Annotated in this window: 21 protein-coding genes; 14 read left to right on the top strand and 7 right to left on the bottom strand. The window is 50.6% G+C overall.

What is annotated here, in order from left to right; all coding sequences use genetic code 11:
* Window positions 1–84: 84 nt before the first annotated feature.
* Entirely contained in the window at window positions 85–636 is a 552-nt protein-coding gene (locus GJJ30_RS28680; protein ID WP_154178589.1) for an RNA polymerase sigma factor, read from the bottom strand.
* A gap of 189 nt (window positions 637–825) precedes the next feature.
* Here GJJ30_RS28680 and GJJ30_RS28675 point away from each other — a divergent pair, with 189 nt between their 5' ends.
* From GJJ30_RS28675 to GJJ30_RS28665, 3 genes are all read left to right on the top strand, one after another.
* Complete coding sequence (locus GJJ30_RS28675; RefSeq protein WP_154178588.1) at window positions 826–1,014, top strand: hypothetical protein; 189 nt, start codon at window positions 826–828, stop codon at window positions 1,012–1,014.
* Window positions 1,015–1,088: 74 nt separating this feature from the next.
* Window positions 1,089–2,270, top strand: coding sequence for a hypothetical protein (locus GJJ30_RS28670; RefSeq protein WP_154178587.1), 1,182 nt, complete (start codon window positions 1,089–1,091; stop codon window positions 2,268–2,270).
* 10 nt (window positions 2,271–2,280) lie between these two features.
* Window positions 2,281–2,910, top strand: coding sequence for a hypothetical protein (locus GJJ30_RS28665; protein WP_154178586.1), 630 nt, complete (start codon window positions 2,281–2,283; stop codon window positions 2,908–2,910).
* Here the strand turns inward: GJJ30_RS28665 and GJJ30_RS28660 are convergent.
* Window positions 2,903–4,495, bottom strand: coding sequence for a tetratricopeptide repeat protein (locus GJJ30_RS28660; protein WP_154178585.1), 1,593 nt, complete (start codon window positions 4,493–4,495; stop codon window positions 2,903–2,905). The two genes, GJJ30_RS28665 and GJJ30_RS28660, sit on opposite strands and share 8 nt — an antisense overlap.
* 196 nt (window positions 4,496–4,691) lie before the next feature.
* Between GJJ30_RS28660 and GJJ30_RS28655 the strand changes: the two genes are divergently transcribed.
* The 4 genes from GJJ30_RS28655 to GJJ30_RS28640 all read left to right on the top strand — a co-directional run bounded on the left by GJJ30_RS28655 (window position 4,692) and on the right by GJJ30_RS28640 (window position 7,882).
* Window positions 4,692–5,783 carry a hypothetical protein gene (locus tag GJJ30_RS28655; RefSeq protein WP_154178584.1) on the top strand — a complete coding sequence of 364 codons (1,092 nt, stop codon included), beginning with the start codon at window positions 4,692–4,694 and terminating at the stop codon, window positions 5,781–5,783.
* An 18-nt stretch (window positions 5,784–5,801) separates the two neighbouring features.
* Window positions 5,802–6,536, top strand: a complete 735-nt coding sequence (locus GJJ30_RS28650) for an outer membrane protein (RefSeq protein ID WP_154178583.1) — start codon at window positions 5,802–5,804, stop codon at window positions 6,534–6,536.
* 33 nt (window positions 6,537–6,569) lie between these two features.
* A complete protein-coding gene (locus GJJ30_RS28645; RefSeq protein ID WP_154178582.1) occupies window positions 6,570–7,268 on the top strand; it encodes a hypothetical protein in 699 nt (232 codons plus the stop codon).
* Window positions 7,269–7,504: 236 nt separating this feature from the next.
* Window positions 7,505–7,882 carry a VOC family protein gene (locus GJJ30_RS28640; protein WP_154178581.1) on the top strand — a complete coding sequence of 126 codons (378 nt, stop codon included), beginning with the start codon at window positions 7,505–7,507 and terminating at the stop codon, window positions 7,880–7,882.
* Between the two features lie 55 nt (window positions 7,883–7,937).
* Here the strand turns inward: GJJ30_RS28640 and GJJ30_RS28635 are convergent, their stop codons facing one another.
* Window positions 7,938–8,303: a GIY-YIG nuclease family protein gene (locus tag GJJ30_RS28635; RefSeq protein ID WP_154178580.1), complete on the bottom strand. Its 366-nt coding sequence runs from the start codon at window positions 8,301–8,303 to the stop codon at window positions 7,938–7,940.
* 51 nt (window positions 8,304–8,354) lie between these two features.
* A complete protein-coding gene (locus GJJ30_RS28630; RefSeq protein ID WP_154178579.1) occupies window positions 8,355–8,759 on the bottom strand; it encodes a globin domain-containing protein in 405 nt (134 codons plus the stop codon).
* Window positions 8,760–9,024: 265 nt separating this feature from the next.
* Here GJJ30_RS28630 and GJJ30_RS28625 point away from each other — a divergent pair, with 265 nt between their 5' ends.
* The 4 genes from GJJ30_RS28625 (at window position 9,025) to GJJ30_RS28610 (ending at window position 14,682) form a co-directional block, all read left to right on the top strand.
* Window positions 9,025–9,798, top strand: a complete 774-nt coding sequence (locus GJJ30_RS28625) for a LytR/AlgR family response regulator transcription factor (RefSeq protein WP_154178578.1) — start codon at window positions 9,025–9,027, stop codon at window positions 9,796–9,798.
* Window positions 9,783–12,851 (top strand): ligand-binding sensor domain-containing protein, encoded by a 3,069-nt coding sequence (locus GJJ30_RS28620; protein ID WP_154178577.1) that lies wholly within the window; start codon window positions 9,783–9,785, stop codon window positions 12,849–12,851. The genes GJJ30_RS28625 and GJJ30_RS28620 overlap by 16 nt, the downstream gene beginning before the upstream one ends.
* A gap of 25 nt (window positions 12,852–12,876) precedes the next feature.
* The gene (locus tag GJJ30_RS28615) at window positions 12,877–13,242 is read left to right on the top strand and encodes a DUF2834 domain-containing protein (protein WP_154178576.1); all 366 of its coding nucleotides are present in this window, start codon (window positions 12,877–12,879) and stop codon (window positions 13,240–13,242) included.
* A gap of 294 nt (window positions 13,243–13,536) precedes the next feature.
* Window positions 13,537–14,682 (top strand): acyltransferase family protein, encoded by a 1,146-nt coding sequence (locus tag GJJ30_RS28610; RefSeq protein ID WP_154178575.1) that lies wholly within the window; start codon window positions 13,537–13,539, stop codon window positions 14,680–14,682.
* 110 nt (window positions 14,683–14,792) lie between these two features.
* Here GJJ30_RS28610 and GJJ30_RS28605 read toward each other — a convergent pair whose 3' ends face one another.
* Window positions 14,793–15,923 (bottom strand): FAD-dependent oxidoreductase, encoded by a 1,131-nt coding sequence (locus GJJ30_RS28605; RefSeq protein ID WP_154178574.1) that lies wholly within the window; start codon window positions 15,921–15,923, stop codon window positions 14,793–14,795.
* Window positions 15,924–16,017: 94 nt separating this feature from the next.
* Between GJJ30_RS28605 and GJJ30_RS28600 the strand changes: the two genes are divergently transcribed.
* The gene (locus GJJ30_RS28600; protein WP_154178573.1) at window positions 16,018–16,971 is read left to right on the top strand and encodes a helix-turn-helix transcriptional regulator; all 954 of its coding nucleotides are present in this window, start codon (window positions 16,018–16,020) and stop codon (window positions 16,969–16,971) included.
* Between the two features lie 26 nt (window positions 16,972–16,997).
* On the opposite strand, the gene GJJ30_RS28595 is transcribed toward GJJ30_RS28600, so the two are convergent.
* Together GJJ30_RS28595 and GJJ30_RS28590 are read right to left on the bottom strand one after the other, a co-directional pair.
* The gene (locus GJJ30_RS28595; RefSeq protein ID WP_154178572.1) at window positions 16,998–17,807 is read right to left on the bottom strand and encodes a helix-turn-helix domain-containing protein; all 810 of its coding nucleotides are present in this window, start codon (window positions 17,805–17,807) and stop codon (window positions 16,998–17,000) included.
* A gap of 39 nt (window positions 17,808–17,846) precedes the next feature.
* On the bottom strand, window positions 17,847–18,818 hold the full coding sequence (locus tag GJJ30_RS28590; RefSeq protein ID WP_154178571.1) for an aldo/keto reductase: 972 nt from the start codon (window positions 18,816–18,818) through the stop codon (window positions 17,847–17,849).
* Between the two features lie 423 nt (window positions 18,819–19,241).
* Here GJJ30_RS28590 and GJJ30_RS28585 point away from each other — a divergent pair, with 423 nt between their 5' ends.
* Together GJJ30_RS28585 and GJJ30_RS28580 are read left to right on the top strand one after the other, a co-directional pair.
* Window positions 19,242–20,123: an SDR family NAD(P)-dependent oxidoreductase gene (locus GJJ30_RS28585; protein WP_154178570.1), complete on the top strand. Its 882-nt coding sequence runs from the start codon at window positions 19,242–19,244 to the stop codon at window positions 20,121–20,123.
* 90 nt (window positions 20,124–20,213) lie between these two features.
* The gene (locus GJJ30_RS28580) at window positions 20,214–21,134 is read left to right on the top strand and encodes a helix-turn-helix domain-containing protein (protein WP_154178569.1); all 921 of its coding nucleotides are present in this window, start codon (window positions 20,214–20,216) and stop codon (window positions 21,132–21,134) included.
* The last annotated feature ends 51 nt before the right edge of the window (window positions 21,135–21,185 follow it).

Genomic DNA, 21,185 nt, shown 5'->3' with positions numbered 1-21,185 from the left:
TTGTTTGCGAAGTGAGCACGTGAAATTCTCCCTTCAATTGGTCATTTATTTGTTTACGGTCCGATTGCCGGACGGTTTTCTGCATTACTCATCCGATGCGTCCGACTCCAGCAGTTCGCCGAGTCGCAGCATACACCGGTATTTTCGCACCTTGGCCGCATCCATCGTCATCCCTAGTTTCCGGGCGATTTCCTCCATTTTGTAGCCTTCCCAATAAAACAGCCGCAGCACCTGCTGGCAGGTTTTGCCCAGCCTCGCCAGCGCTTCCTCCATATCCGAAAGCCGATGGTGTTCCGGCCCCGGGGCTTCGGTCAGCGAGTCGTTGAGATCGGTCAGGGCTTCGGCGGTTCGGCGATGGAGCGTTTTCAACCATTTATTCCGCGCCACCCCGCCCAGGTAGGCATCCAGGGGCGTTTCGGCCCGTACCTGAAAGGCTCCCGACCGCATTTGTTGCCAAACCGCCACGACCGTGTCCTGCACCAGATCATCGATATCAGAATGGCTACCGCTGTTGCCCAGAACAATCCGTATGGCAATGGCTTTTACCCGCCGGGTCAACTGCCGGGTGGCCGCAGTGAGCAGTTGGGGATCGTCGGAACATAGATCCTTGTACAGTTTCAGGTCTTGGCTGGTCATGCGGAAGCGGTTCAGGTTTAGTTACATATTCCGCAACTGCCGGGGAAAGTAACATTTTTTTGTCCGGGTTGTGATATTTTTTTCAGGACCAGGCATACACCCTCGAAACCCTGCTTCGAAAGCTTTGTTGCGGACGTCCCGGAGCCGGTTTTCATCACCTTTTAAACGACCCGTAAAAGGGTTACCGATGTGCAAAAGCCCCCTAAAGCTACGGCTATGGGCTGGCTGGGCGTATACGGATTGGTGGTGATGCTGGCAATGAGTGCCTGTGAATCGGTGGCGGTTGAACCCGCTCCCGCCGAAACACGGCCCGCCGTCCGCGTTCCTTCCAACGCCGATGATACCCCTGACAGACCTGGCAAACCGCCTGGAAAATAAGGCTCCAACGCCACATTACGGGAGTGTAATGTGGCGTTTTTTTCTTTATTTGGGGCTCAATCGCTACTTTCTTCATGGCTGCCCCCACCCCCGAGGAACTCAACCTGTACCTGTCGCAGATAGAACCCGTTGTTACTAAAATTCTGGCGCATAAGTCTACCGGCAAAGCTGCTGACCTGCCGGAACAAGCAGTTCCCGACATTACCGCCCGAACCCTCGGTGCGGCCCTCCACATCCGGCGGGTTGCGATCAGGCAGCGACTCCAGTTGGCGGCTTTCGCCAAACGTTTAACGCTGGAACAGATCACGCTCTGGCAGGCCGTGCACGGTTCGCCCCGGAAACAGGCGGAAGCGATGAACCAGATCATGGCCGAGAATCAGGCAGGCGTTGCGCGGTTTTTGACCGGTTATTCGTTCCGCACCACCGACCAGCGGAACGACGTTTTGAACGAAAGTTTCAGGACTTTTTTTGGGATGATCGACAAAGGTTATCGGGTCACTGCCCTCATCTCTACCGTCGTGAAGGGAGTTGCCCGGTACAAGGCGCTGAAGGAACTGGGATCGGATCGAAAAAACGCGTGGGAGTGGCTCGAAAGTGTTTACGAATCCAGCGGGGACGACGAAATCGGAACGTTCGACTACCCCCTAACGCCCGACGAACGGCTGGCGCCGGAAAGCGTTGACCTTCGTCTGGTTGTGAAACCGGACAAAAAAGAATCGGAGGAAACCGAACCGGACGACACCGAATCGGAAGAGCCAAAACGGAGCAATGCAGCGTCGGATGAAAATGATTCGCAACCGGAAAAACCGCTGGAAGACGAATTGACTGACATTGATTTTAATAAGATCGCTCTTCATGAAGACGAACCCGACGAAGCCAATTCTGATGAGGAAAAACCGGCGGAAACTGAATCGGAGGAAGCCGCTGCCAACGCTCAATGGGCGCAGTCTAACCAAAAAGAATCGCCTGAAACCCTTCATATACGCGTCAATTTTCGCCAGCTTCAGTCCGATCTCGCTGATTGTTTAAAGCTGTTAAAGGACCCTCGCCGGGTATTGGTGCGGCTCAAATATGCTTTCTGGAGGGGCTACGACGGTCTCCTCAGCGAAGAACAAATGGACAGCAGTTTCGATAAACTGAACATGAAAGAAATTGCGGAGCTGGCGGGCTACAAAGACGCCCATACCGCCAGTGTGCGGCTGGGTGAAACGCGTAAAACATTGAAGAAGTGCCTGGAAAGCAAACTCACTATCTGACGACAGACTGATGATTACGGACGAAAATAAATGGACTTATATCGAAGCCTATCTGGCCGGTAAACTCGATGCGTCTGCGCAGGAACTGGTCCGCCAAAAGATGGACGAAGACCCGGTTTTTCGGACCGACGTGTTGTTTCAGCATGCGCTTAACCGGCAGCTTGAGGAACAGCAACAGGCCGAAGACCGCGAGCTGGTGGCAGAATTTATGGCGAAAAAAGCGGTTTCTCCCCCACCCCGCATCGTGCCGCTCTGGCAGCAAACCTGGGTTCGGGCGGCCGCCGTTCTCGTTCTGGTGTTGGGCTTTGGCTGGCTGGCCCTCGACTACTTCCGGCAACCCCAAACGCTGGCTGTGGAAATCCCGTACGACCAGCGGGATCTCGGAATGGCCACTGACAGTTCAACGAACCGGACTACGTTTTCGGTTGAATTCATCAGCCGGGGGCCGTCGGGTGGCGAATACAGCAGCGGCAACGGTCGTATCCAGCTTTATTTGCCCGCGTTGCCCGCCGATGCGAAGCAATGGATTCTGAGCGATCGGCTGCAGGGCGACTATTTGCTCAAAACGCCCCAGGGCCAGGTCTACCAGCTTGAGAAAGAAACCTTTGGCGAGCGAAAACCGCTTTTGCCGGTTAAGTAGTTTCGGCGGCTACCCAGCCCGCCAGCCGATTATCCCGGTATTCCAGAAAAATCCACTGTCTGCGGTTCCGAAAACCGTAGAAAACCGTATTCCGCGCTCCGGCGATAACCGAGGCTGGCGCACCGTACCGCTTTAACTGGCCGACTGGGCTTCCTATGGTGAATCCTTTCAACGACAGTCGGCTGCTTTTCAACACCCGAAACATCCGCACCGCTGGCGACGAACTCCTGGTTGGCTCATCGGCAATGGGCAGAAAATAGCTGGTTAACGAGTCGGTTCGGGCAATCCGGGCGGCTTTTGATCCGCCGGGCAGCGGTTCCATTGGGGGGAGTCTGGTCCACTTCTTCGGGTCTGGCCAGGTGGGTAGCGGTGTCGGTTGGGCGGATTTCACATCGCGTTCCCGAACCAGAGCATCAAACCACTGAACCCAGCCGGATTGCTGGCTTTTTTCAAAATACGCCAGATTCTCAGCCGCCCGAAAACCGCCCTTTGTTACGGCCAGCCTGAACGACTTTCGGGCTGCGTCGGTCTGGTTCAGATCGGCCAGCACAATCCCCAACATCACCTGCGCATTGGCCGTGAGGGGCGTCGGAAGGTTTGCCAGCGTCTGGCGGGCCTGGTCGGAATTGCCCAGCAGATACTCCGCAATGGACAGATTAAGCCTGGCCGTCTGGTGCGCAGGCTGCTCCGACAAAGCAATTCGAAAGAGGGTCTGGGCTTCGGTCAGCAGTTGCCGGAATGGCAACGGGCTATCCCGGCGCGGCACCGTCAGCAATCGGTTGTCGCTATCGAATTCAACCGGAAATTCAAACCGCAAGCGAGCGTCTTTTTTCGCCAGCGGCATCAGCGCCAGAGCCTGATTGAGTTTGATCGCTCCGAGATTGGTACGCGTCGCAGCACTCGGATAACGTTTGATCAGGGAAGTAAATGACCGGCTGGCGGATTCGTAATCGCGCAGGAGGTAACTGATTTCACCAATTTCAAACAATTGGGCCAGTTCCCTGACCCGATTGGTGGTGTCGGTCACCATCTGAATGCGTTGCTCTTTGCTGGGATACCCCACCAATTGACCACGCACAAACGCGTCATAAAACCGGGTATAGACGCTTGGCGCCAGTGAAAAAGCATCGTAACCCGCCAGATATGCCATAAATACCCCCGACCGATCGGCGAGGGCTTCCTGGTTTTCGGACGAATTGGGGTTGCTGTTGGGCAGCTCCGGGGGCGAAAAGAATTCCTTTTTACTGCCGTGCCGGTATTGAAAATGCCCCAGTTCGTGGCCCAGCAAACAGGCCAGGGCCGCATCGGCGTCCGCCCCGAAGCCCCGGCAGAGTGTCAGCACATCATCGCCCAGTTCGATTTGGGTCGGCTGGTCGGGCCGGTATCTCAATCGTCCTTCGACGCCCGATTGGCGGAAGGTCAGCACCTGCAATGCAGGGGCATCGGCGGGATCGCCGAGCGTATGCAGCAGACGGGCATAAACCCGGTGCGCCGGTACGGTTTCATCGACCGGTTTTTTGGGCGGTGATTCGGAGATGAGCAGACGTACTGCCAGTACGAACTGCATCAAAAATGCCTGACTCATAATTACCTGCTCATTTGGGATGATCCTGTTCTATTACCAGATACGCCCGGGAGTACCAAATGTAACACAACCATCGGATTGAGGCATTGCAATTTTCACCTCAAAAATCGTTGCAAAAATTTTCGAGACAGGTTGTTACTTTTTGCCTCCTCTTCGGGATAACGTATTGTAACAACCTTACATCATCCCAACTCCCATGAAAAATTTACTATTTCTTACCCTGCTGGTTGCCGCGCTCCTCGGATGCAAAAAGGAAGAAACTGATCCGTATAGCCCTGATCCTGGTGTGGTTACCGCAACACCGAGCGGGCAGTGGATTGCAGCCCAGGGGGGTGGCGGTGGCTTCAACAACCTTGAATCATTCAAAAATTTTCAGTACCTGTTTGAGGTGGAAGGTTCCAATCGCCCCGTCGCCATTACCCTGACGTCGCCCGATATCAATGTTCAGTATGCGTTGTTTGACCCGCTCGGAACCCGAATCGACGTTTCCGGCCAAAGCCGGAGCGAATCGAAACAATACACCCTCAATGCCGGCCAATACCGGGTGGTTGTGACCGCGGACCGGCGGGCCGTCGGCAAGTTTGACCTGGCGTTGGTGGGTACGAAGGCCGGAGCAACCCGAATCCCCTTTGAATCCTTGCAATCGGGTTCCCAAAGCTGGGGAGCTCTCGGCGGAGGTGGCAACGTCAAAACGTTTAAAAATCATTTCTACACCTTCGATGTAACCGCGGATAACCTCAGTGTCGATGTCACCCTTGAATCGGCGGATACCGATGTGGAGCTGGTTTTATACGATCCGCTGGGCCAGGTCATTGCCTCTGATTTCTTCAACTCCCGGTACCGGTATAAAGTCGTTGCCGTAAAAAAAGGCACGTATACAGTAATGGCCGCTACGGATCAGCGGGGCAGCGTCGGGAATTACCAGTTGAGTGTGGTGGGCAAAGTGCAAAACCTGAAAAAGGTGGAGTCGCAGGTTACCACCGTGAAAGGGACCTGGGCCGGTAAAACATCGGTCGATACATACACCCTCCAGCTGACGCCGAACACCTCCCCGCTGGATATTGAATTGACGTCGCCCGACACCCCCGCGGGCATCGATTTGCAGACCAGCGCGGGCACCCTGATTGTGTCGTCGGCAGCCGTAGCCACCAAACTGGAATTCATCGTCCGGCAGGATTTGGCGAAAGGCACCTACCGGATTTTAGTCAGTCCCGGCAGAGTCTCCGGCGGCCCCGGTTCCTATACCCTAACGGTGCACGGCCAATTCAGCGATTTCAAGAAAATCTAACTCTAACAGCCCAACACAATGAAAAAATTACGCATTATCCTCTTGGCTCTGCTGACAATCGTCGGATCAATCTCCGTTAACGCTCAAAGCAGGCCAACCACCACGAAGCCGAATTCATCGGCAACAAAACCGCAAAAACCGAACGGTAACCGCCCCAATTCGGCGACGCTTCCGAACAGACCGACTACGCCCCCGGAACGGAAACCGGACCCCGCTCCGGCTCCGGTTCGGACTGCGCCCCCCAGCACACCACCCAGAACAACGGCACGCGTAAGCAATTCGGGCGGATTGGGTTTCAAAAAAGGAGATTACCTGCTGAATGTCGGGGTCGGGCTTTCGTCTTATTATTACGGAAACCCCTTTGGAATTTCGTTCGAATCGGGTATTGACAAGGACTTTAGTGTCGGTGCGCAGCTGGATTACAATTCCGGTAATTACGGCGACTATTACTACAACAGCTCGCGCTGGCGGTACACGGCTACCTATTTTGGTGTGCGGGGTTCCTACCATTTCAACCGGGTGTTGAAGCTCAATACTTCAAAAGTAGACCTGTATGCGGGCGTGGGCCTGGGCTACCGGAGTTTCCGGTGGAACGACTCCAACTATGGCTACGGATACGATTACCGGAGTGGTCTGTTTCTCAACTACTTCATCGGGGGAAAATACTATTTCAATAACAAAATCGGAGCATTTGTCGAGTTGGGCTATACCGGTTTGTCTTCGTCGCGGGTTGGGCTTGCCATTAAATTTTAAGCGCACTGTATTGAACTCAAATACTACCTGCTCATGAAATTTTCGAAGTATATCCTTGGTGGCCTTGTATTTCTGATTGTGATCTGGCACATCATCATTGCCATGACCGTCAGCGTCAGAATCAGCGGTTTTTTAATGGCAAAACCGGCAGACCCCGGCTATGCCTGGATCGATGCCGATAACGCCGATTCCCGGTTTTTCTGGCAGATAACCGGTGTAAAATGGCTGGCGGGCATCAAACACCCCGAATTCAATGTGAAGACCTCTGCAACCAACGGTGTGTGGGAGCCGCTTCCCGGCTATAAATTCACCGACCGGACGAAGGGAATGGAAACGGTTTGGGAAGCGAATTTGCTCCATCCGGATTACATGGCCTGGTCGGACGATGTCGAGGGCAAATGGATACCGGTTACCGGGTACAAATTCGTCTACGAAGACGGTGCGTTTGTTTCTTCGGTCTGGGACCCTGGCAAGCGGTATGACGATCTGAAAGTCATTTCGCTGGCTGAACCGGATCAGTACAAACCCTTTGCGGGCTATACGTTCCTGGAACCGGGGAAGTCGCTCAAAGTAATCTGGACGCCGGGGTTGGTAAATTCCGACAATCCCAAACTGGTCGCGGATGCGAAGGAAGGAACCTGGAAGGTGAGAAGCAGCACGTACCGCCATTCAGAGGACGTCCCGTGGGTAGTCAAAAAAATCGCCGAAAGGGTCATTTACCGGGTATTTTGACGGCAGGTGTCTGTTTTTGAAATACTTACCGGAGTCTGAATTCATTTTTAATTGATTTGTATTAAAAATAGCCGTTGAAAATCAGGATTTTACTCCTCTTTTCACCGGCTATTTTTTAAAGACTTTTTTTTCAGCCCAAAAAACAATTGTGGCAGTATTCGGGCAATCGAAGGCAGACCGTTTTTGTTTTGGGTCCGACAAGTGGTTTGTATGATAACATTGGCTACATTAGTTGCATGAAAAAAGTAACCGGAATTGGCGGCATCTTTTTTAAGTGTGATGACCCGCAGAAAATGAAAGAATGGTACGCTCAGAATCTGGGATTACCCGTAGAAAGCTATGGTACCCTGTTCAAATGGCGCGATGCGGATGATCCCAGCAAAGAGGGCACGACAGTCTGGGGCGCTTTTGACAAAAACACCACCTACTTTGAACCTTCCAAAAAAGATTTCATGATCAACTACCGGGTCGAGAATCTGGAAGAACTGGTAAAGCAGCTAAAAACCGATGGCGTCACCGTACTGGATGAAATAGCCGTTTATGATTACGGCAAATTCGTCCATATCCTTGACCCTGAAGGCAATAGCATTGAGCTTTGGGAGGATCTCGGTTAGTTTCAAGGTAGCTGCGAAGGACTCGACTAGGTTGTCCCACTGCCGTATTCAAAAATCAGGGGTACGGAAGCCGCAGTTTGTGATAGCCCTTTTTGTCAAAGGGCTGTAACTCATCGATATACAGTTTTTCAAGTTCCCTAACTTCTTTGGAATAGTCCGTGCTGTCGTCTTCTTTCTGAGTCAGTTCGGATAAGATTTCGAACGCAAAACCGGTTTCGCCCAACTCTTTCCATTCGGCCTGCAAAGCTTCGTTGCGGTAGCCGCCGAAATTTAATTCCATGCGCGTGCGGTTCCAGATGGCATCCAGGTTCAGACTGCTGGCAACCAGAATTTTACCGTTGACCAAATTCCTGATCTGGAATACTCCAATTCTGAATTTCTTTTGCTTGTAAGCCTCTTTTAACTCCTTTTGCGTTTTCATTTTCTTTTCTTTTTAAATTTCCATCGGTTTAAAGACATCGTGAGAACTGAATCAGGAGTTTTCCAGCATCTCCCGGGCGAGCCGGGTGTAGCAGGCAGCCCAGGCTTGGTATAGCGCTGGATTCCAGTCTTTTCCCAGCCCTTTTTCGAGCGTCCAGAGTAAAGCGGTACCCACTTCGTCATAGTGCTCCGGTTTGATTCCATAGCCACCATGGCGGGTGGCGAGTTGCCTGATCTCTTCCGTCAGGATGCCGGGCTGATCCAGACGCGAGACGATCAGGTTGAGCATCGCGATGAATTTTTTATACTGGCTGACCAGCGAATGTTTGAATAGGGAGCGAAGTGCCGGGTATTTTAAAAATAACCGCGTGTAAAACACGTCGCCCAGCAGCTCCGGATCAATCTCCCGGAGCAGGTTCCAGCTTTGTTTAACGAGTGTTATCTGTTGATGAGTCATAGTGAAGGTCGTTCGTTGATCAGTCGGCATGAATCGGATGCCAGGCACAAAGGACACCTGAAAAACCGGTCCGGATCGCATTTTTCGACATGAATCATCACTTTTGGCTAATCAGCCGTTACTCTCCATCAATCAACCGGATTGACCGACTACGACTGAGTTAAAACTTTGCGTCGTTTAGGTCCATTTTTATACGGCTCAATTGATAAATTTTGAATAAAGTATTTCAAAATCAAACCTTTAAGGGAAGTTAAGCCGAGACCCTATGAATGCCCTCATTATTGAAGACGAAAAACTGGTCGCTCTCGAATTGATCGACACGATTGCCGAAGTCGATCCGTCAATTAAAATTCTTGCTACCGTAGGCAGTGTAAAAACCGCTCTTCGCTGGTTTGCCGAAAATGCCGAACCGGATGTCATTTTCGCGGATATTCAGCTGGCCGATGGCATCAGTTTTACCATTTTCGAGAAATTTCACCTTTCCTGCCCGATCATTTTCACGACCGCTTACAACGAATACGCCATTCAGGCCTTTAAGGTAAATGGCATCGACTACCTGTTGAAGCCCGTCGACTGGAAAGAACTTCGGAAAGCCATTGCCAAAGCCCGTTCATTACTCAAGAAGCAGGGGAACCTGCCGCTTGATATTCAGAAACTTATCGATGCGCTGGGCGATTCAAGCCTGCCCAAAACAACCTTTAAGGAGTACTTTCTGGGAAGTGCGCGCAACAGTTGGGTGCCGGTCAAAATCTCGGAAATTGCTTATTTCACCCGCGATCAGCTGATTTTTCTGGTGACGGCAACCGGCGAACGCTACATTCTGGAATACAATACGCTCGACGAAATCGAGACGCTCCTCAACCCGAAGCAGTTTTACCGCGTAAACCGCCAGTGCATCGTCAACCGGGACGCGGTGCAGAGTGTCAAGGGTTTGGCGAATCTTAAACTGAATCTCAAGCTGAAAGCGCCCAATCATCCGTTCGACATCGAAATCAGTCGGGACAAAGCTCCTTCCTTTAAAAAATGGCTGGAAAAATAAATTCCGGAAATGGTTATTTTCTGACCATCTGGTTCTGGCTGAATTTCGGGCTTCTGGCCGCTCAATCAAGCGACACTCAGTTGGAGTTTCGGCATATTCAGGAACCGCAGGGGCTGGCCGCCAATATGGTCAACTGCATACTACAGGACCGAAACGGTTTTCTCTGGATTGGAACCTTCGACGGACTAAGCCGGTACGATGGTCGCCATTTCGTTACCTTCAAACGACGACCGCCCGGCCAGAACGGAATCCTTCACAACGCCGTTCACGCCCTCTGCGAAGCACCCGATGGAACCATCTGGATGGCCGTTGAGGGTGGTATCAGTGGGTATAATCCCCAAACCGGTCAGTTCCGCAACATTACCCAAGCCGCCGGAACCGACCTGGGTTACTGCAACAATATTGTCTGTGACCGGAATGGCGTAATCTGGTTTTCCAGCCGCCTGAATGGTTTATTTTCGTTTCAGCCACAAACGGGTGTCATTCATTCTTTTTCGTACCAGTCGGCGAATCCGCACCTGGCCCCGCCGGGCATTCCGGCCAAGCGGGGTCTTGTCCTCGATCCGGTTAAAAACGGTCTCTGGCTGGCAACGCACAACGGTTTAAGCTATTTCGACATCACGCGTCATGAATTCACGGATTACCGATTTAATCCGCAAAAGCAGGCGGTTTTTGCGCAGCACGCCAGTTCCGCACTAACCCTGGATGGCTCCGAGCGCCTGCTGTTTTCGGATAACCAGACGCATCAGATCGTGGTCTATAACCTTAAAAATCAAACCATTGATCGAACAATTACGCCCGTCAGCCAAACCCGGCGGAACGTCTTTCCCATTGCCACAATTTTTACCGATCGCCAGCACAACATCTGGACAAGTTCATGGAACAATGTGCTCTTCTACATGGAAGCCGGTACCGATCGCCCGGTTGAACTGTTTCATCAGGCCGCAAAACCGATGTCCATCGCGGCTAATTTTTTCTGGGCCGCCTGGCAACATCCCGACGGCTCCGTGTGGCTGGGCACCAACAACGGTATTTCCTATACGAATCCGCAACGGGCACTCTATACCATTTACGACCTGAGTGTTCTTTTTCCGGAATTGACCGATGAACGTGGGATTCTGAGAGTTCAGGAAGATTCGGATGGTTCCTGGTGGCTGGGAACATCCATTCGCGGTTTGCTGCACTATTTCCCGCAGCGAAATCGATTGGACGTTTTCAAACTTCCGAACGGCACCGCCAACTACCCCTACGGCCTGCCAATCCTGGCCATCTTCGATCGGGGTGACAGGCTGTGCATCGGGACGGAGAATGCGATATTCCTTTTCACCAAGCAAACACGGCAATTTGTCCAGCTGCAACTTCCTGACTATGTGCGCAGTAAATACCTGCGCACGTTTACCTGTCAGGGCGATTTACTCTGGGTTGCCGGCGACGGAAAAGATGTCTTTTGTTATAACCTTGTCACCGGACACTGGCAAACATTTTCGATCCCGTCAACCTCCACCGATCCCCGATTCCACGTACGGTTTTCCCTGGTTGACCGCCGGGGCGATCTCTGGGTCGAATTGTATCCGGAAGGCTTTGCCCGCTTCAACAGGCAGGCTAAAACTTTTGAGCGAATTGATGTACCCGGACAATTACCGTATGAAACCACCATCGATTCATTTGCTGAAGACCGATCAGGATCTTTCTGGATGGCGTCGAACGGATACGGTTTATTCCGGTATAATCCCCAATCCGGAGAACTGACCAACTGGACTGAAAACCAGGGCCTTGTCTACGACTACTGCGGCTCGGCACTGCCCGACAACTTCGGAAATATCTGGGTGGGTGCGTATAACAAGATTTCGGTTTTCTCAGTTGCCAAAAACCGGTTCCTGAATCTGGTATTGCCGCTGAATGAGCAGGATATTGAATATGTAACCTATTTATTTCCGTTACGAAACGGGCATATTCTTTCGGCCCAAAAGGGAAATCTGGTTGAATTTAAGCCGGAGAAATTGTCCTTAACTTCCTCCGGCAACCGCGTCTTGATCAGTTCGCTGAGCATTGCCGATACGACGTTTTTACTGCCGAATACGACCAGTCCCGTACGGCTGGAAGCAACCAATAATGCATTTTCCGTTCAATACTCCATTTTAGCGCCCGCCAACGGCCTAACCTATCATTATCAATACAAACTGGAAGGCTACGATGAGCATTGGATCGACGAACCGTCCTGGGCCGGCATGGCGGTTTATGGAAAGCTTCCGGGCGGGACGTATCACTTTTGCGTCAGGGCAATTGATGCCCGGGGCGTGGAAACGCCGGTTAGTTCACTGCCAATTTATATCGATACGTTGTTTTATAAATCTTCCTGGTTCTGGACGCTGATCGGTTTAGCGGTCGGCGGAATGCTGTACTTCTTTATTCGATACCGGGCCCTGCAAACGGAAAAGCTGCATCACCTGCATCTGCAAGCCACACGCCTGGAACGTGACAAAGCCGAAATTCAGTACCAGAACCTGATCAACCACCTCAATCCGCACTTTCTCTTTAACAGCCTGACCTCCCTAAACAGTCTGATTAAATCCAGCCCAAAAGAAGCCTCGGTCTTTCTGCGAAAACTGTCATACATCTACCGATACATTTTGCAGAATAAACATAAAGAGCTGGTTAGCCTGGAAGACGAACTGACCTTTGCCCAAAATTACATTGCGCTCCAGGAATCCCGTTTCGGCGACGCTTTACAGATTGATATTCAGGTCGATGACAGGTACCTGAACCGCCAGATCGTACCGGTTACGATTCAGAATCTGCTGGAAAACGCGGTGAAACATAATATTGTCAGCGACGAAGAACCCTTGACGATTCACATTTTCACAACTGAGGATACGTTATTTGTCGTCAATAACCTCCAGAAGAAAGACTTCGTCGAAACGTCGCATAAACAGGGGCTGGCGAGTCTGAAATCGGTCTATTTTTATTTAGGAACCCGCGAAGTTACCGTAACCGAAACGGAAACCTCGTTCACCGTTGCCATTCCTCTTTTTAACGAGCCCACCAGTGCTTAAGTGGCAATTGCAAATCCAGCTTCTCATGAACCAAAAACCGCTCACTCCCATCATGCTTTTTTACCTGTTCTGCTCGCTGGCGGGTTTGGTAATTCCCTGGTACTACAACATTCAACACATCCGGTACGGCGATACCCCGTTTACGGTTGCAGCCTGGTTACGGGCCGGAATGGCAACTCCCCTGACCCGCTCGATAACGACGGATTTTCTAATTGGCACGACTCCGGTCCTGATCTGGATGGTCCGGGAAGGATATCGACTGAAAATGAAGCACATCTGGCTTTACGTGCTGCTTACATTTCTGATTGCATTCGCCTTCACCTGCCCTTTGTTTCTCTTTTTCAGGGAGCGAAAACTGCGAACCAATGCCGGCTTGCCGACGAGTGAGTAGTCCGCAATTGCGGCCTACCAGCAAACCCTGGCCGACTGGTCCCAACCGGCCATCAGCATTTCGGTGGATTAAATCAGCGTTCAAAACAAGCGGTTTCATCCTCTGATGAAGACAATAAGTAAGTAATCACCAGCCCGAAAAAATGATTACTTGATATGACCGCCCGCATGCTCTATTTTTAGCATTCAGAACTCCCATCATTTTCCAGGGTGGCAATAGTCAGTGCGATAAGTGTTCCAAAAAGTTACTTCAAATGCCTGTTAACCGTATTTTATAATACCAGGTTTACCATTAATGTCAGAAAATAAAATCACTGCGGCAGCCTTTTCAGATACCAAACCGCATTATAACACACTGGACGGATTACGCGGAATTGCGGCAATAACCGTGGTCTGTTTTCACCTATTTGAAGCTTTCGCCACCAGCCACTTAGACCAGAAAATCAATCACGGCTATCTGGCGGTTGATTTTTTCTTTCTCCTGTCCGGGTTTGTTATGGGCTACGCGTACGATGACCGGTGGGCAACCATGACCGTAAAAGATTTTATCAAAAGGCGGTTTATCCGGTTGCATCCGATGGTCGTTATGGGCGCTGTTATCGGAGCCATTTGGTTCTACTTTCAGGGTTGCGCAGCCTGGGATGTCACAAAAGTATCAGTACCCCAGCTATTGATAGCCACCTTGATAAACGCCTGCCTCATTCCGGCAACACCCGGTTTTGAAATTCGCGGAGTTGGTGAAATGTTTCCGCTGAATGGCCCGAGCTGGTCCTTATTTTTTGAATACATCGGGAATATCCTCTACGCGTTATTTATTCATAAACTTCCGACCAAAGCGCTTTCCGCACTCGTTTTGCTGGCTGGTTGCGGATTGGCGGCATTTGCCATTTGGGGGCCGTACGGCGATATTTGCGTTGGCTTTTCCATTACCGGAGACAATATGCTCGGCGGTTTTTTGCGAATGTTATTTTCATTTCCGGCCGGATTACTTTTATCCCGTGTGTTCAAACCGGTTACGGTAAAAGGAGCTTTTTGGATCGGCAGTTTATCAATTGTTATTTTGTCAGCCATGCCGCGAATCGGCGGGAGCAATAGCTTATGGATGAACGGTCTGTATGACACAGTCTGCGCCGTTATTCTCTTTCCATTACTGGTTTACCTGGGCGCTTCAGGCATGACAACTGACAAAATAACTACCCGGATATGCAAGTTTTTAGGAGATATTTCTTATCCGTTGTACATGGTTCATTACCCCTTTATTTATTGGTATTACGCATGGGTTAAAAATGAAAACCTCACGTTCGAACAATCATTGCCGGGAGCCTTAGCACTGGTTTTTGGTTCTGTTTTATTGGCGTATTTATGCTTAAAATTTTACGATGAACCCGTCCGAAAATTAGTAACGAAGCGGCTTTTTAGAGCAAAAAATTTCCCTTATTGAATGCCTTGATAAAACCGTTGAAGGTTTCCGGTTAAATGCGTTAAGTCGACGGAAGTAATTCTTTTTATTTGCCTTGCAAGGACGGAAATGCGGGAAAACTGCTCTGTTGCTTACTGGATGAATTGCTGAAAAGAAAAGTCGGGATGAGCCATTGCCAATTCGTTCTCGCTGGATGTCCGTTGGGCGGCTGCGGCATAAACGAACATTTTCTGTTCATAGGATTCAACGGCAGCTACGATGGTTTCGTGTTTTCCGTTTGTCAGCGCTTCGGCCAGCACGCATGCGTCCACCAAACCGGTGTTTACTCCCTCCCCGGCAAAGGGCGGCATTAAATGGGCAGCATCCCCAATGAGCGTAATCGGCAAGGGACGCTTCGCCTTCCAGGGTTTATCCAGCGGCAATATTCGGGTTGGCAGTCCAACAAAAAAGGCCGTGGAATCGAATAATTGCCGGTAGCGGTCATCCCAATCCGAGAACCTTCCGGAAAGAAATTTCCGGATGTCAGCTAGATTCCGAAAATCAAATGCCTTCTCGTTCACCCACTCACCAGGCCTTCTAAAAAGGATGCCATAGGTCAATGCACCGTTGTTGTACGGATTCGCCACCAATGAGTTACCTCGGTAAGAGCTCATCAAAATATTTCCGTCGCATAACTGAAAAAATGCCGGACACGCGGTTGCCGGTTCAGGCACTTCGCCCTGAATGATAAAAGTGCCGGTTTCTTCCACCTGAGCATCCGTCACAAAATTTCTTAGTCGCGACATGCCGCCGTTCGCACCAATCACCAGGTCGGCGGTCGCATCCGGTTTAGTATCAAAATGCAAAATCCATTGGCCATCGCGTTCGTCAAGCCCCGTCAACTTTCGGTCCCAGATAACGGTTTGACTGGCTAAACTGCCGAGCAGCATTTTCCTTAGGTCGTTTCGGCTGATCTCGGGATTGTCATGTTGATTTTCGGGAGTCGGTTTTCGGGTAAACAATACCTTGCCGTGCTGATCGGCAAGCGTTCGTCCCATCGGTCTGGCTAAATCGAAATAGCGTTCCAGTAATCCGGCTTTTGTCAGCGCTTCCTGCCCCGAATTTTTATGCAGGTCCAGCGTACCGCCCCAAATTCTGGCAAATTCGTCTTTGTCCCGTTCGTAAACCGTAACACTTATATCTTCCAGTTGCAGTAATCTGGCCATTGTCAGGCCAACGGGCCCCGCCCCGATGATGGCCACTCGTTTGTGTCGAAGGATCATTAGATTGCTCCATTTGATTTCAAAGCAAAAGTAGCATGCCTCTTATAGATAAAATAGTTATGTTTGACGCAAAACTAGTCGTAAAAGACTTTTGATGGAAACTAAAAAACCGCCAACTGTTCCGGGCGTCCTAACCCGATTGGCTGCTGTGCTGGGTGCCGAAGTGAAAAACCGCCGGTTGATAATCCCCGAACAATACGGTTCCGGTTACTGCGCCGGATTTGTGTTCAACGAACATATCCGCCTGATGATCATGAATTACAAACTCAAGGAGGATCTGGAGGTGGAAAATCCGGATGTGAACGGGGCAGAGCGAAGGATTCTTTTTAAGTTTCAGAACGTGATTCCCAAACCAGATGCGGCCCCCAATGGCAGGCAAATCCCGTCCGTTTTCATTGCGACCAGCCGCATAAACGCCCATGCCGTGATTCCGGTACATTCCAACACGTCAGTCATTAATATCGAAGTGGATGCCGGTTACTTACAGGGGCTTTTTGACTTGTCAGAAAAATCGCCGGTACTGCAAAGCCTGCTGGAAAATGCACAGCCGCTGCTGTTCGAAGAAATGGTTTTTCCGTCTTTACTGCCGATTGTTGAAGAAATGGTGAACGAATCGGTGGCTGAACCATTTGAGCTGTTTTTTTTGCGGGTGAAGGCCGAAGAACTGATTTGCCGGTTATTAATGGAATTGGAAAAGCGGGATGGGAAACAGCTTTACGCCTTAAACAGTCAGGATATTCAAGTCATTTACAAGTTAAAAGAGCAGGTGCTGGATCATCTGGAAACACCGCCGGTTATTAGTGACCTGGCCGCGCGCGCTCACATGAGTCCAACCAAACTAAAGCGGTTATTCAGGCAAATCTTCGGCACCAGCATTTTCAGCTATTACCAGACGTTCCGAATGAAAGAAGCCGCACGTTTGCTGCAATCGGAAAAGCGGTCCGTTTCAGAGGTAGGTTATCAACTGGGGTTTACCAACCTGAGTCATTTTTCAAGAATATTTGAAAAACACATCGGCCTCAAACCCAAGAAATTTTCGTCCAGGTAAGAGGCTGTCTAAAATTTATAATTTTACTATAACCACTCAGTGGGAGCCTTACCGAATCGATCCTTGAACGAACGGGAAAAATGCGACAGGCTCTCAAACCCCAGATCGAGGTAGATGGCCGACGGTTTCATTTTCTTTTTTTCGATCAGATGCCGCGCTTCCGTCAGGCGTTTCTCCTGAAGCCAGTGCCGGGGCGAGGTTCCAAATGTTTTCTGAAAGTCCCGCTTAAAACCGGCTAGACTTCGCCCGGTGAGGTGGGCAAACTTTTCTACCGGCATATTGTAGGTAAAATTCCGGAGCATAAATTCTTCCAGATCAATCTTATAAGGCTCCGAAAAATCAAACAAAAATGGGCTGAGTTCGGGCATGGCGTGCAGCAGCAGTTTCACGCCTTCCTTCACTTTTAAAATGCCCATTTCCGTCGATATCGTTTCGGCCGGATTGCGGACATAGGGCACAACCGACTGAAAATAACCCCGCAGGAAATCGTCGCCGGGAACCAAAATATTAAGGGGTCCGACGTACTTCTGCTTCACCTCGATTTGTTCCTCCAACGCAATTTTGCGGAGCAGTTCCTCCTGCAGGGAAATGACAATCGTTTCGTAATTTTCTCCGGGTGGAGGGGTTTTGGTGATCTGCCCCAGTTGATTTTTGCCAATGAGCAGCATCTCCCCTTTTCCCATCGAAATGGTCTGCTCAGACGTTTCCAGCGTAAACTGGCCCGAAACCTGCATCACCAGGGTGTTGTGCTTCAGAAAACCCACTTTCTCCTTTCGCTGGGTTGACAAATACGAGTAAAAAATTACACCCGGGATGATTTCAGTTGGATTTGTCATGGTGCAATATTAAGAACAATCCGGCTTCCCATCAGCATTTTACCGTTGCAGGTAAGTGCTGCCCAGGATCGCGCCCGGCGAAAAATGCGCGTTCAGCACAGCCAGTTCCTCAGCCGTAAATTCGATGGTCATTGCCTGGATGTTTTCCGGTAACCGCGACCGCCGACTCATGCTGACCAGCGGCATAATGTGGTCGCCCTGCGCATTCACCCAGGCAATGGCAAGTTGGGTTGGCGTAATTCCTTTTTCGTTAGCCAGCCGTTTCACCAACTCGACTTTTTCCAGATTTCTGACCAGATTCTCCCCCTGAAAACGCGAAAAGTGATGCCGGTAATCGTTGGCTGGCAGCGGTGCCTTCAGCTCTCCGGTGAGCAGCCCTTCGGCGGTATTGGCAAATGCAACAACCACAATACCAAGTTCTTTGGCCGTCGGAAGCAGGTCGGCTTCGATCTGGCGATCGGCCAGTGAATAGCCAATTTCCAGCGCGGCTATGGGGTGTACGCTGTTGGCTTGACGCAGTTGCCCGGCGGTAATTTCGGATACACCCAGGTAACGAACCTTACCTTCTTTTATCAGGTCAGCGACCGTTCCAATCACGTCTTCCAGCGGAACGCTGTTGTCGAGTCGGCACGGTTGGTACAGATCGATGGTATCGATCCCCAAACGCACCAATGAATAATTGATGAAATTCCGGATGGCAATGGGGCGCAAGTCCAGGCCCAGCAAGTGGCCGTTGTCGAAAATCGCCCCAAACTTGACGCTGATGAAGGCATCGTCCCTCCGACCTTTAACGGCTTTTCCCACCAGCAATTCGTTATGACCGCTGCCGTAAAAGTCCCCGGTATTCAAGAAATTGATGCCATTGTCCAGCGCCATTTGAATGGTTGCCACGCTTTCGGTTTCATCATTTACCGGCCCGCCCCAGGTCGACGACATGCGCATGCAGCCTATACCGAGTTTGGACACGATCGGACCATTTTTGCCAAGGCTTATTTTTGGAATCGTTGTCATTGCTTAATTGGTTGATTGATGCGACAAAGTTCCGGAGTTTTGCCAATGGCCGATTTCTCTTATGGCTCAATTTACTTGTCTGAATGGCTCAGGAAACCTACAAGGCTTTATTTCCAACTGATCTCAAAGTTGTTCAAGTGATTTCGGCAGAGAAATTCTGATCATCACGGGTTTATAGAAAAAAGAGCCTATTGCCCGAAACCGGTCCGGCAATAAGCTCAAAAACTGTTGGCGGAAAAAGGACAAATTTACCGCTTCACCATACAAATGGACATGGCACGGTTTTCAAGTTCCTAACTAGTATTTATCCTACGCACCAGATAGCGGTCTTTTCTTGATTTGGCTACAGATCCCCTCAATTTGACTACAGGTAGCGAATTGCATTGCCTGACCTTTGACGCATCATTTAATGTCTAGGAAAAAATGCAAACTCAGAATGAAAATAGCAGCCTGCAAACGGCGCCGACCTCTGTAAAATCGACTAAAGTCTGGTTCATCACGGGCGCTTCCCGTGGTTTTGGCCGCGTCTGGGCCGAGGCCGCCCTGCAGCGGGGTGATCAGGTGGCGGCAACTGCCCGGAAATTGGAAAGCATTGCCGACCTGAAGGAAAAATACGGCCCCAACGTGCTCCCGATCGAACTTGACGTGACCCGGCCTGAACAGGCAAAAACCGCCATCGAACAAGCGCACGCCCACTTCGGCCGATTGGATATTGTGCTGAATAATGCCGGTTATTCCCTGGTTGGAACCATTGAAGAAGCCAGCGCAGATGACATTCGGCTCCTATACGAAACCAATGTTATCGGCCCGGTTTCCGTCATTCAGGCGGCTTTGCCCCTCCTGAGAAAGCAGGGATACGGCCATATCATGGGAACATCCAGCAATCTCGGGCACGTCACCTTACCGGTGATCGGGTACTACGCTTCTTCAAAATGGGCTTTTGAAGCGATTCATGAAAGTCTGGCGGAGGAAGTTAAAGCGTTTGGTATCAAGGTTACCATCATCGAACCGGGCGCCTACGCCACCGAGTTCGGAACGCCGGAATCCTTAAAGTTCGCGCAAGGCCTGGACATTTATACCGATTTTAAAAATCAGTTTTTTGGTGGTTTAAGGGCAATGGAACGCGGGGATCCGGCGGCAACGCCGAACGCTCTTTTCCAGGTAGTCGATGCCCCACAGCCGCCACTCCGGTTTTTCCTCGGCAGCCAGTGCTTACCCTGGGTCCGTCAGGCTTATGCGGAGCGGTTAGCCACCTGGGAAGCCTGGGAAGCGGTTTCCAATTCGGCCCAGGGCGCATCCAATTAAGGAACCCCGCCGATGGCAAAAATTGTTGACGAAACATCCCTGACAACCGAACCATTTTAAGGTTTGGTTGTCATTTTAATCTGCAGATCGATGAACAAAGTTGAAAACAGTCCGAAAAAAATGGTCTCACTGGCCGATGCGCACCGGGCCTTTGGCTTACTGAAGCCGCAGCATCCCCTGGTCAGTTTGATCAACGGGACCTATACGCAGGTTGATGAGACCCGGATTGCGCACCACCATGTGCTGGGTTTTTACAAAATATCTTACAAGCCCAAACTGAACGGCAAAATAAAGTACGGTCAGAGCTATTATGATTTCGATGAAGGCGGTTTGCTCTTCGCTTCCCCCGGTCAGGTCGTTGGAAGTCACGACAACGAGGTCGGCGCGTTTTCCGAGTATACCTTGCTGATACATCCGGATTTTCTTTTGGGGTATCCCCTGGCCCGGAACATCAAACAATACGGTTTTTTCTCGTATTCGACCCGGGAAACGCTGCATCTTTCCGAAGAAGAAAAGGCCACGATTTTTGATATCTTTAAGATGATCGAAAAGGAACTGGCCAGCCGGATCGACGATTTCAGTCAGGATGTGGTTATTTCTCAAATTGAGCTGATGCTGAACTACGCCAATCGCTTCTACAAACGGCAGTTTATTACCCGCAAAGCCGTGAATCACGACCTGCTCCAGAAGCTGGAAGAGGTACTGGAGCATTATTTTAACGATGAGCCGTCGGTCTTGCAGGGATTGCCAAGTGTTGGCTACCTGGCTGAACAAGTGAACCTTACGCCCAGCTACCTGAGTGATATGCTGCGGTCGCTCATCGGGCAAAACGCCCAGCACTATATTCACGAAAAACTGATTGAAAAGGCAAAAGAAAAACTGTCTACTACCCAGTTAACGGTCAGCGAAGTGGCGTATGCGTTAGGGTTTGAGCACTCCCAATCGTTTAGTAAACTCTTTAAATCCAAAACGAATCTTTCTCCACTGGCATTCAGACGGTTGTTTAATTAAACCGGTTTTCGACCTAAATTCTCGCCCTGCCTCCTCATCCCGTTACTCCCA

Source organism: Larkinella terrae (assembly GCF_009668025.1).
Lineage (GTDB): Bacteria > Bacteroidota > Bacteroidia > Cytophagales > Spirosomataceae > Larkinella > Larkinella terrae.
The sequence above is the reverse complement of the archived record's forward strand: the minus strand, read 5'-3'. Positions and strand labels throughout refer to the sequence as shown.

Bases quoted from the DNA above. Each gene is read 5' to 3' on its own strand.
- GJJ30_RS28680 (WP_154178589.1), bottom strand. From the start codon at position 636: ATGACCAGCCAAGACCTGAAACTGTACAAGGATCTATGTTCCGACGAT.
- GJJ30_RS28670 (WP_154178587.1), top strand. From the start codon at position 1,089: ATGGCTGCCCCCACCCCCGAGGAACTCAACCTGTACCTGTCGCAGATA.
- GJJ30_RS28665 (WP_154178586.1), top strand. From the start codon at position 2,281: ATGATTACGGACGAAAATAAATGGACTTATATCGAAGCCTATCTGGCC.
- GJJ30_RS28660 (WP_154178585.1), bottom strand. From the start codon at position 4,495: ATGAGTCAGGCATTTTTGATGCAGTTCGTACTGGCAGTACGTCTGCTC.
- GJJ30_RS28655 (WP_154178584.1), top strand. From the start codon at position 4,692: ATGAAAAATTTACTATTTCTTACCCTGCTGGTTGCCGCGCTCCTCGGA.
- GJJ30_RS28650 (WP_154178583.1), top strand. From the start codon at position 5,802: ATGAAAAAATTACGCATTATCCTCTTGGCTCTGCTGACAATCGTCGGA.
- GJJ30_RS28645 (WP_154178582.1), top strand. From the start codon at position 6,570: ATGAAATTTTCGAAGTATATCCTTGGTGGCCTTGTATTTCTGATTGTG.
- GJJ30_RS28640 (WP_154178581.1), top strand. From the start codon at position 7,505: ATGAAAAAAGTAACCGGAATTGGCGGCATCTTTTTTAAGTGTGATGAC.
- GJJ30_RS28635 (WP_154178580.1), bottom strand. From the start codon at position 8,303: ATGAAAACGCAAAAGGAGTTAAAAGAGGCTTACAAGCAAAAGAAATTC.
- GJJ30_RS28630 (WP_154178579.1), bottom strand. From the start codon at position 8,759: ATGACTCATCAACAGATAACACTCGTTAAACAAAGCTGGAACCTGCTC.
- GJJ30_RS28625 (WP_154178578.1), top strand. From the start codon at position 9,025: ATGAATGCCCTCATTATTGAAGACGAAAAACTGGTCGCTCTCGAATTG.
- GJJ30_RS28620 (WP_154178577.1), top strand. From the start codon at position 9,783: ATGGCTGGAAAAATAAATTCCGGAAATGGTTATTTTCTGACCATCTGG.
- GJJ30_RS28615 (WP_154178576.1), top strand. From the start codon at position 12,877: ATGAACCAAAAACCGCTCACTCCCATCATGCTTTTTTACCTGTTCTGC.
- GJJ30_RS28610 (WP_154178575.1), top strand. From the start codon at position 13,537: ATGTCAGAAAATAAAATCACTGCGGCAGCCTTTTCAGATACCAAACCG.
- GJJ30_RS28605 (WP_154178574.1), bottom strand. From the start codon at position 15,923: ATGATCCTTCGACACAAACGAGTGGCCATCATCGGGGCGGGGCCCGTT.
- GJJ30_RS28600 (WP_154178573.1), top strand. From the start codon at position 16,018: ATGGAAACTAAAAAACCGCCAACTGTTCCGGGCGTCCTAACCCGATTG.
- GJJ30_RS28595 (WP_154178572.1), bottom strand. From the start codon at position 17,807: ATGACAAATCCAACTGAAATCATCCCGGGTGTAATTTTTTACTCGTAT.
- GJJ30_RS28590 (WP_154178571.1), bottom strand. From the start codon at position 18,818: ATGACAACGATTCCAAAAATAAGCCTTGGCAAAAATGGTCCGATCGTG.
- GJJ30_RS28585 (WP_154178570.1), top strand. From the start codon at position 19,242: ATGCAAACTCAGAATGAAAATAGCAGCCTGCAAACGGCGCCGACCTCT.
- GJJ30_RS28580 (WP_154178569.1), top strand. From the start codon at position 20,214: ATGAACAAAGTTGAAAACAGTCCGAAAAAAATGGTCTCACTGGCCGAT.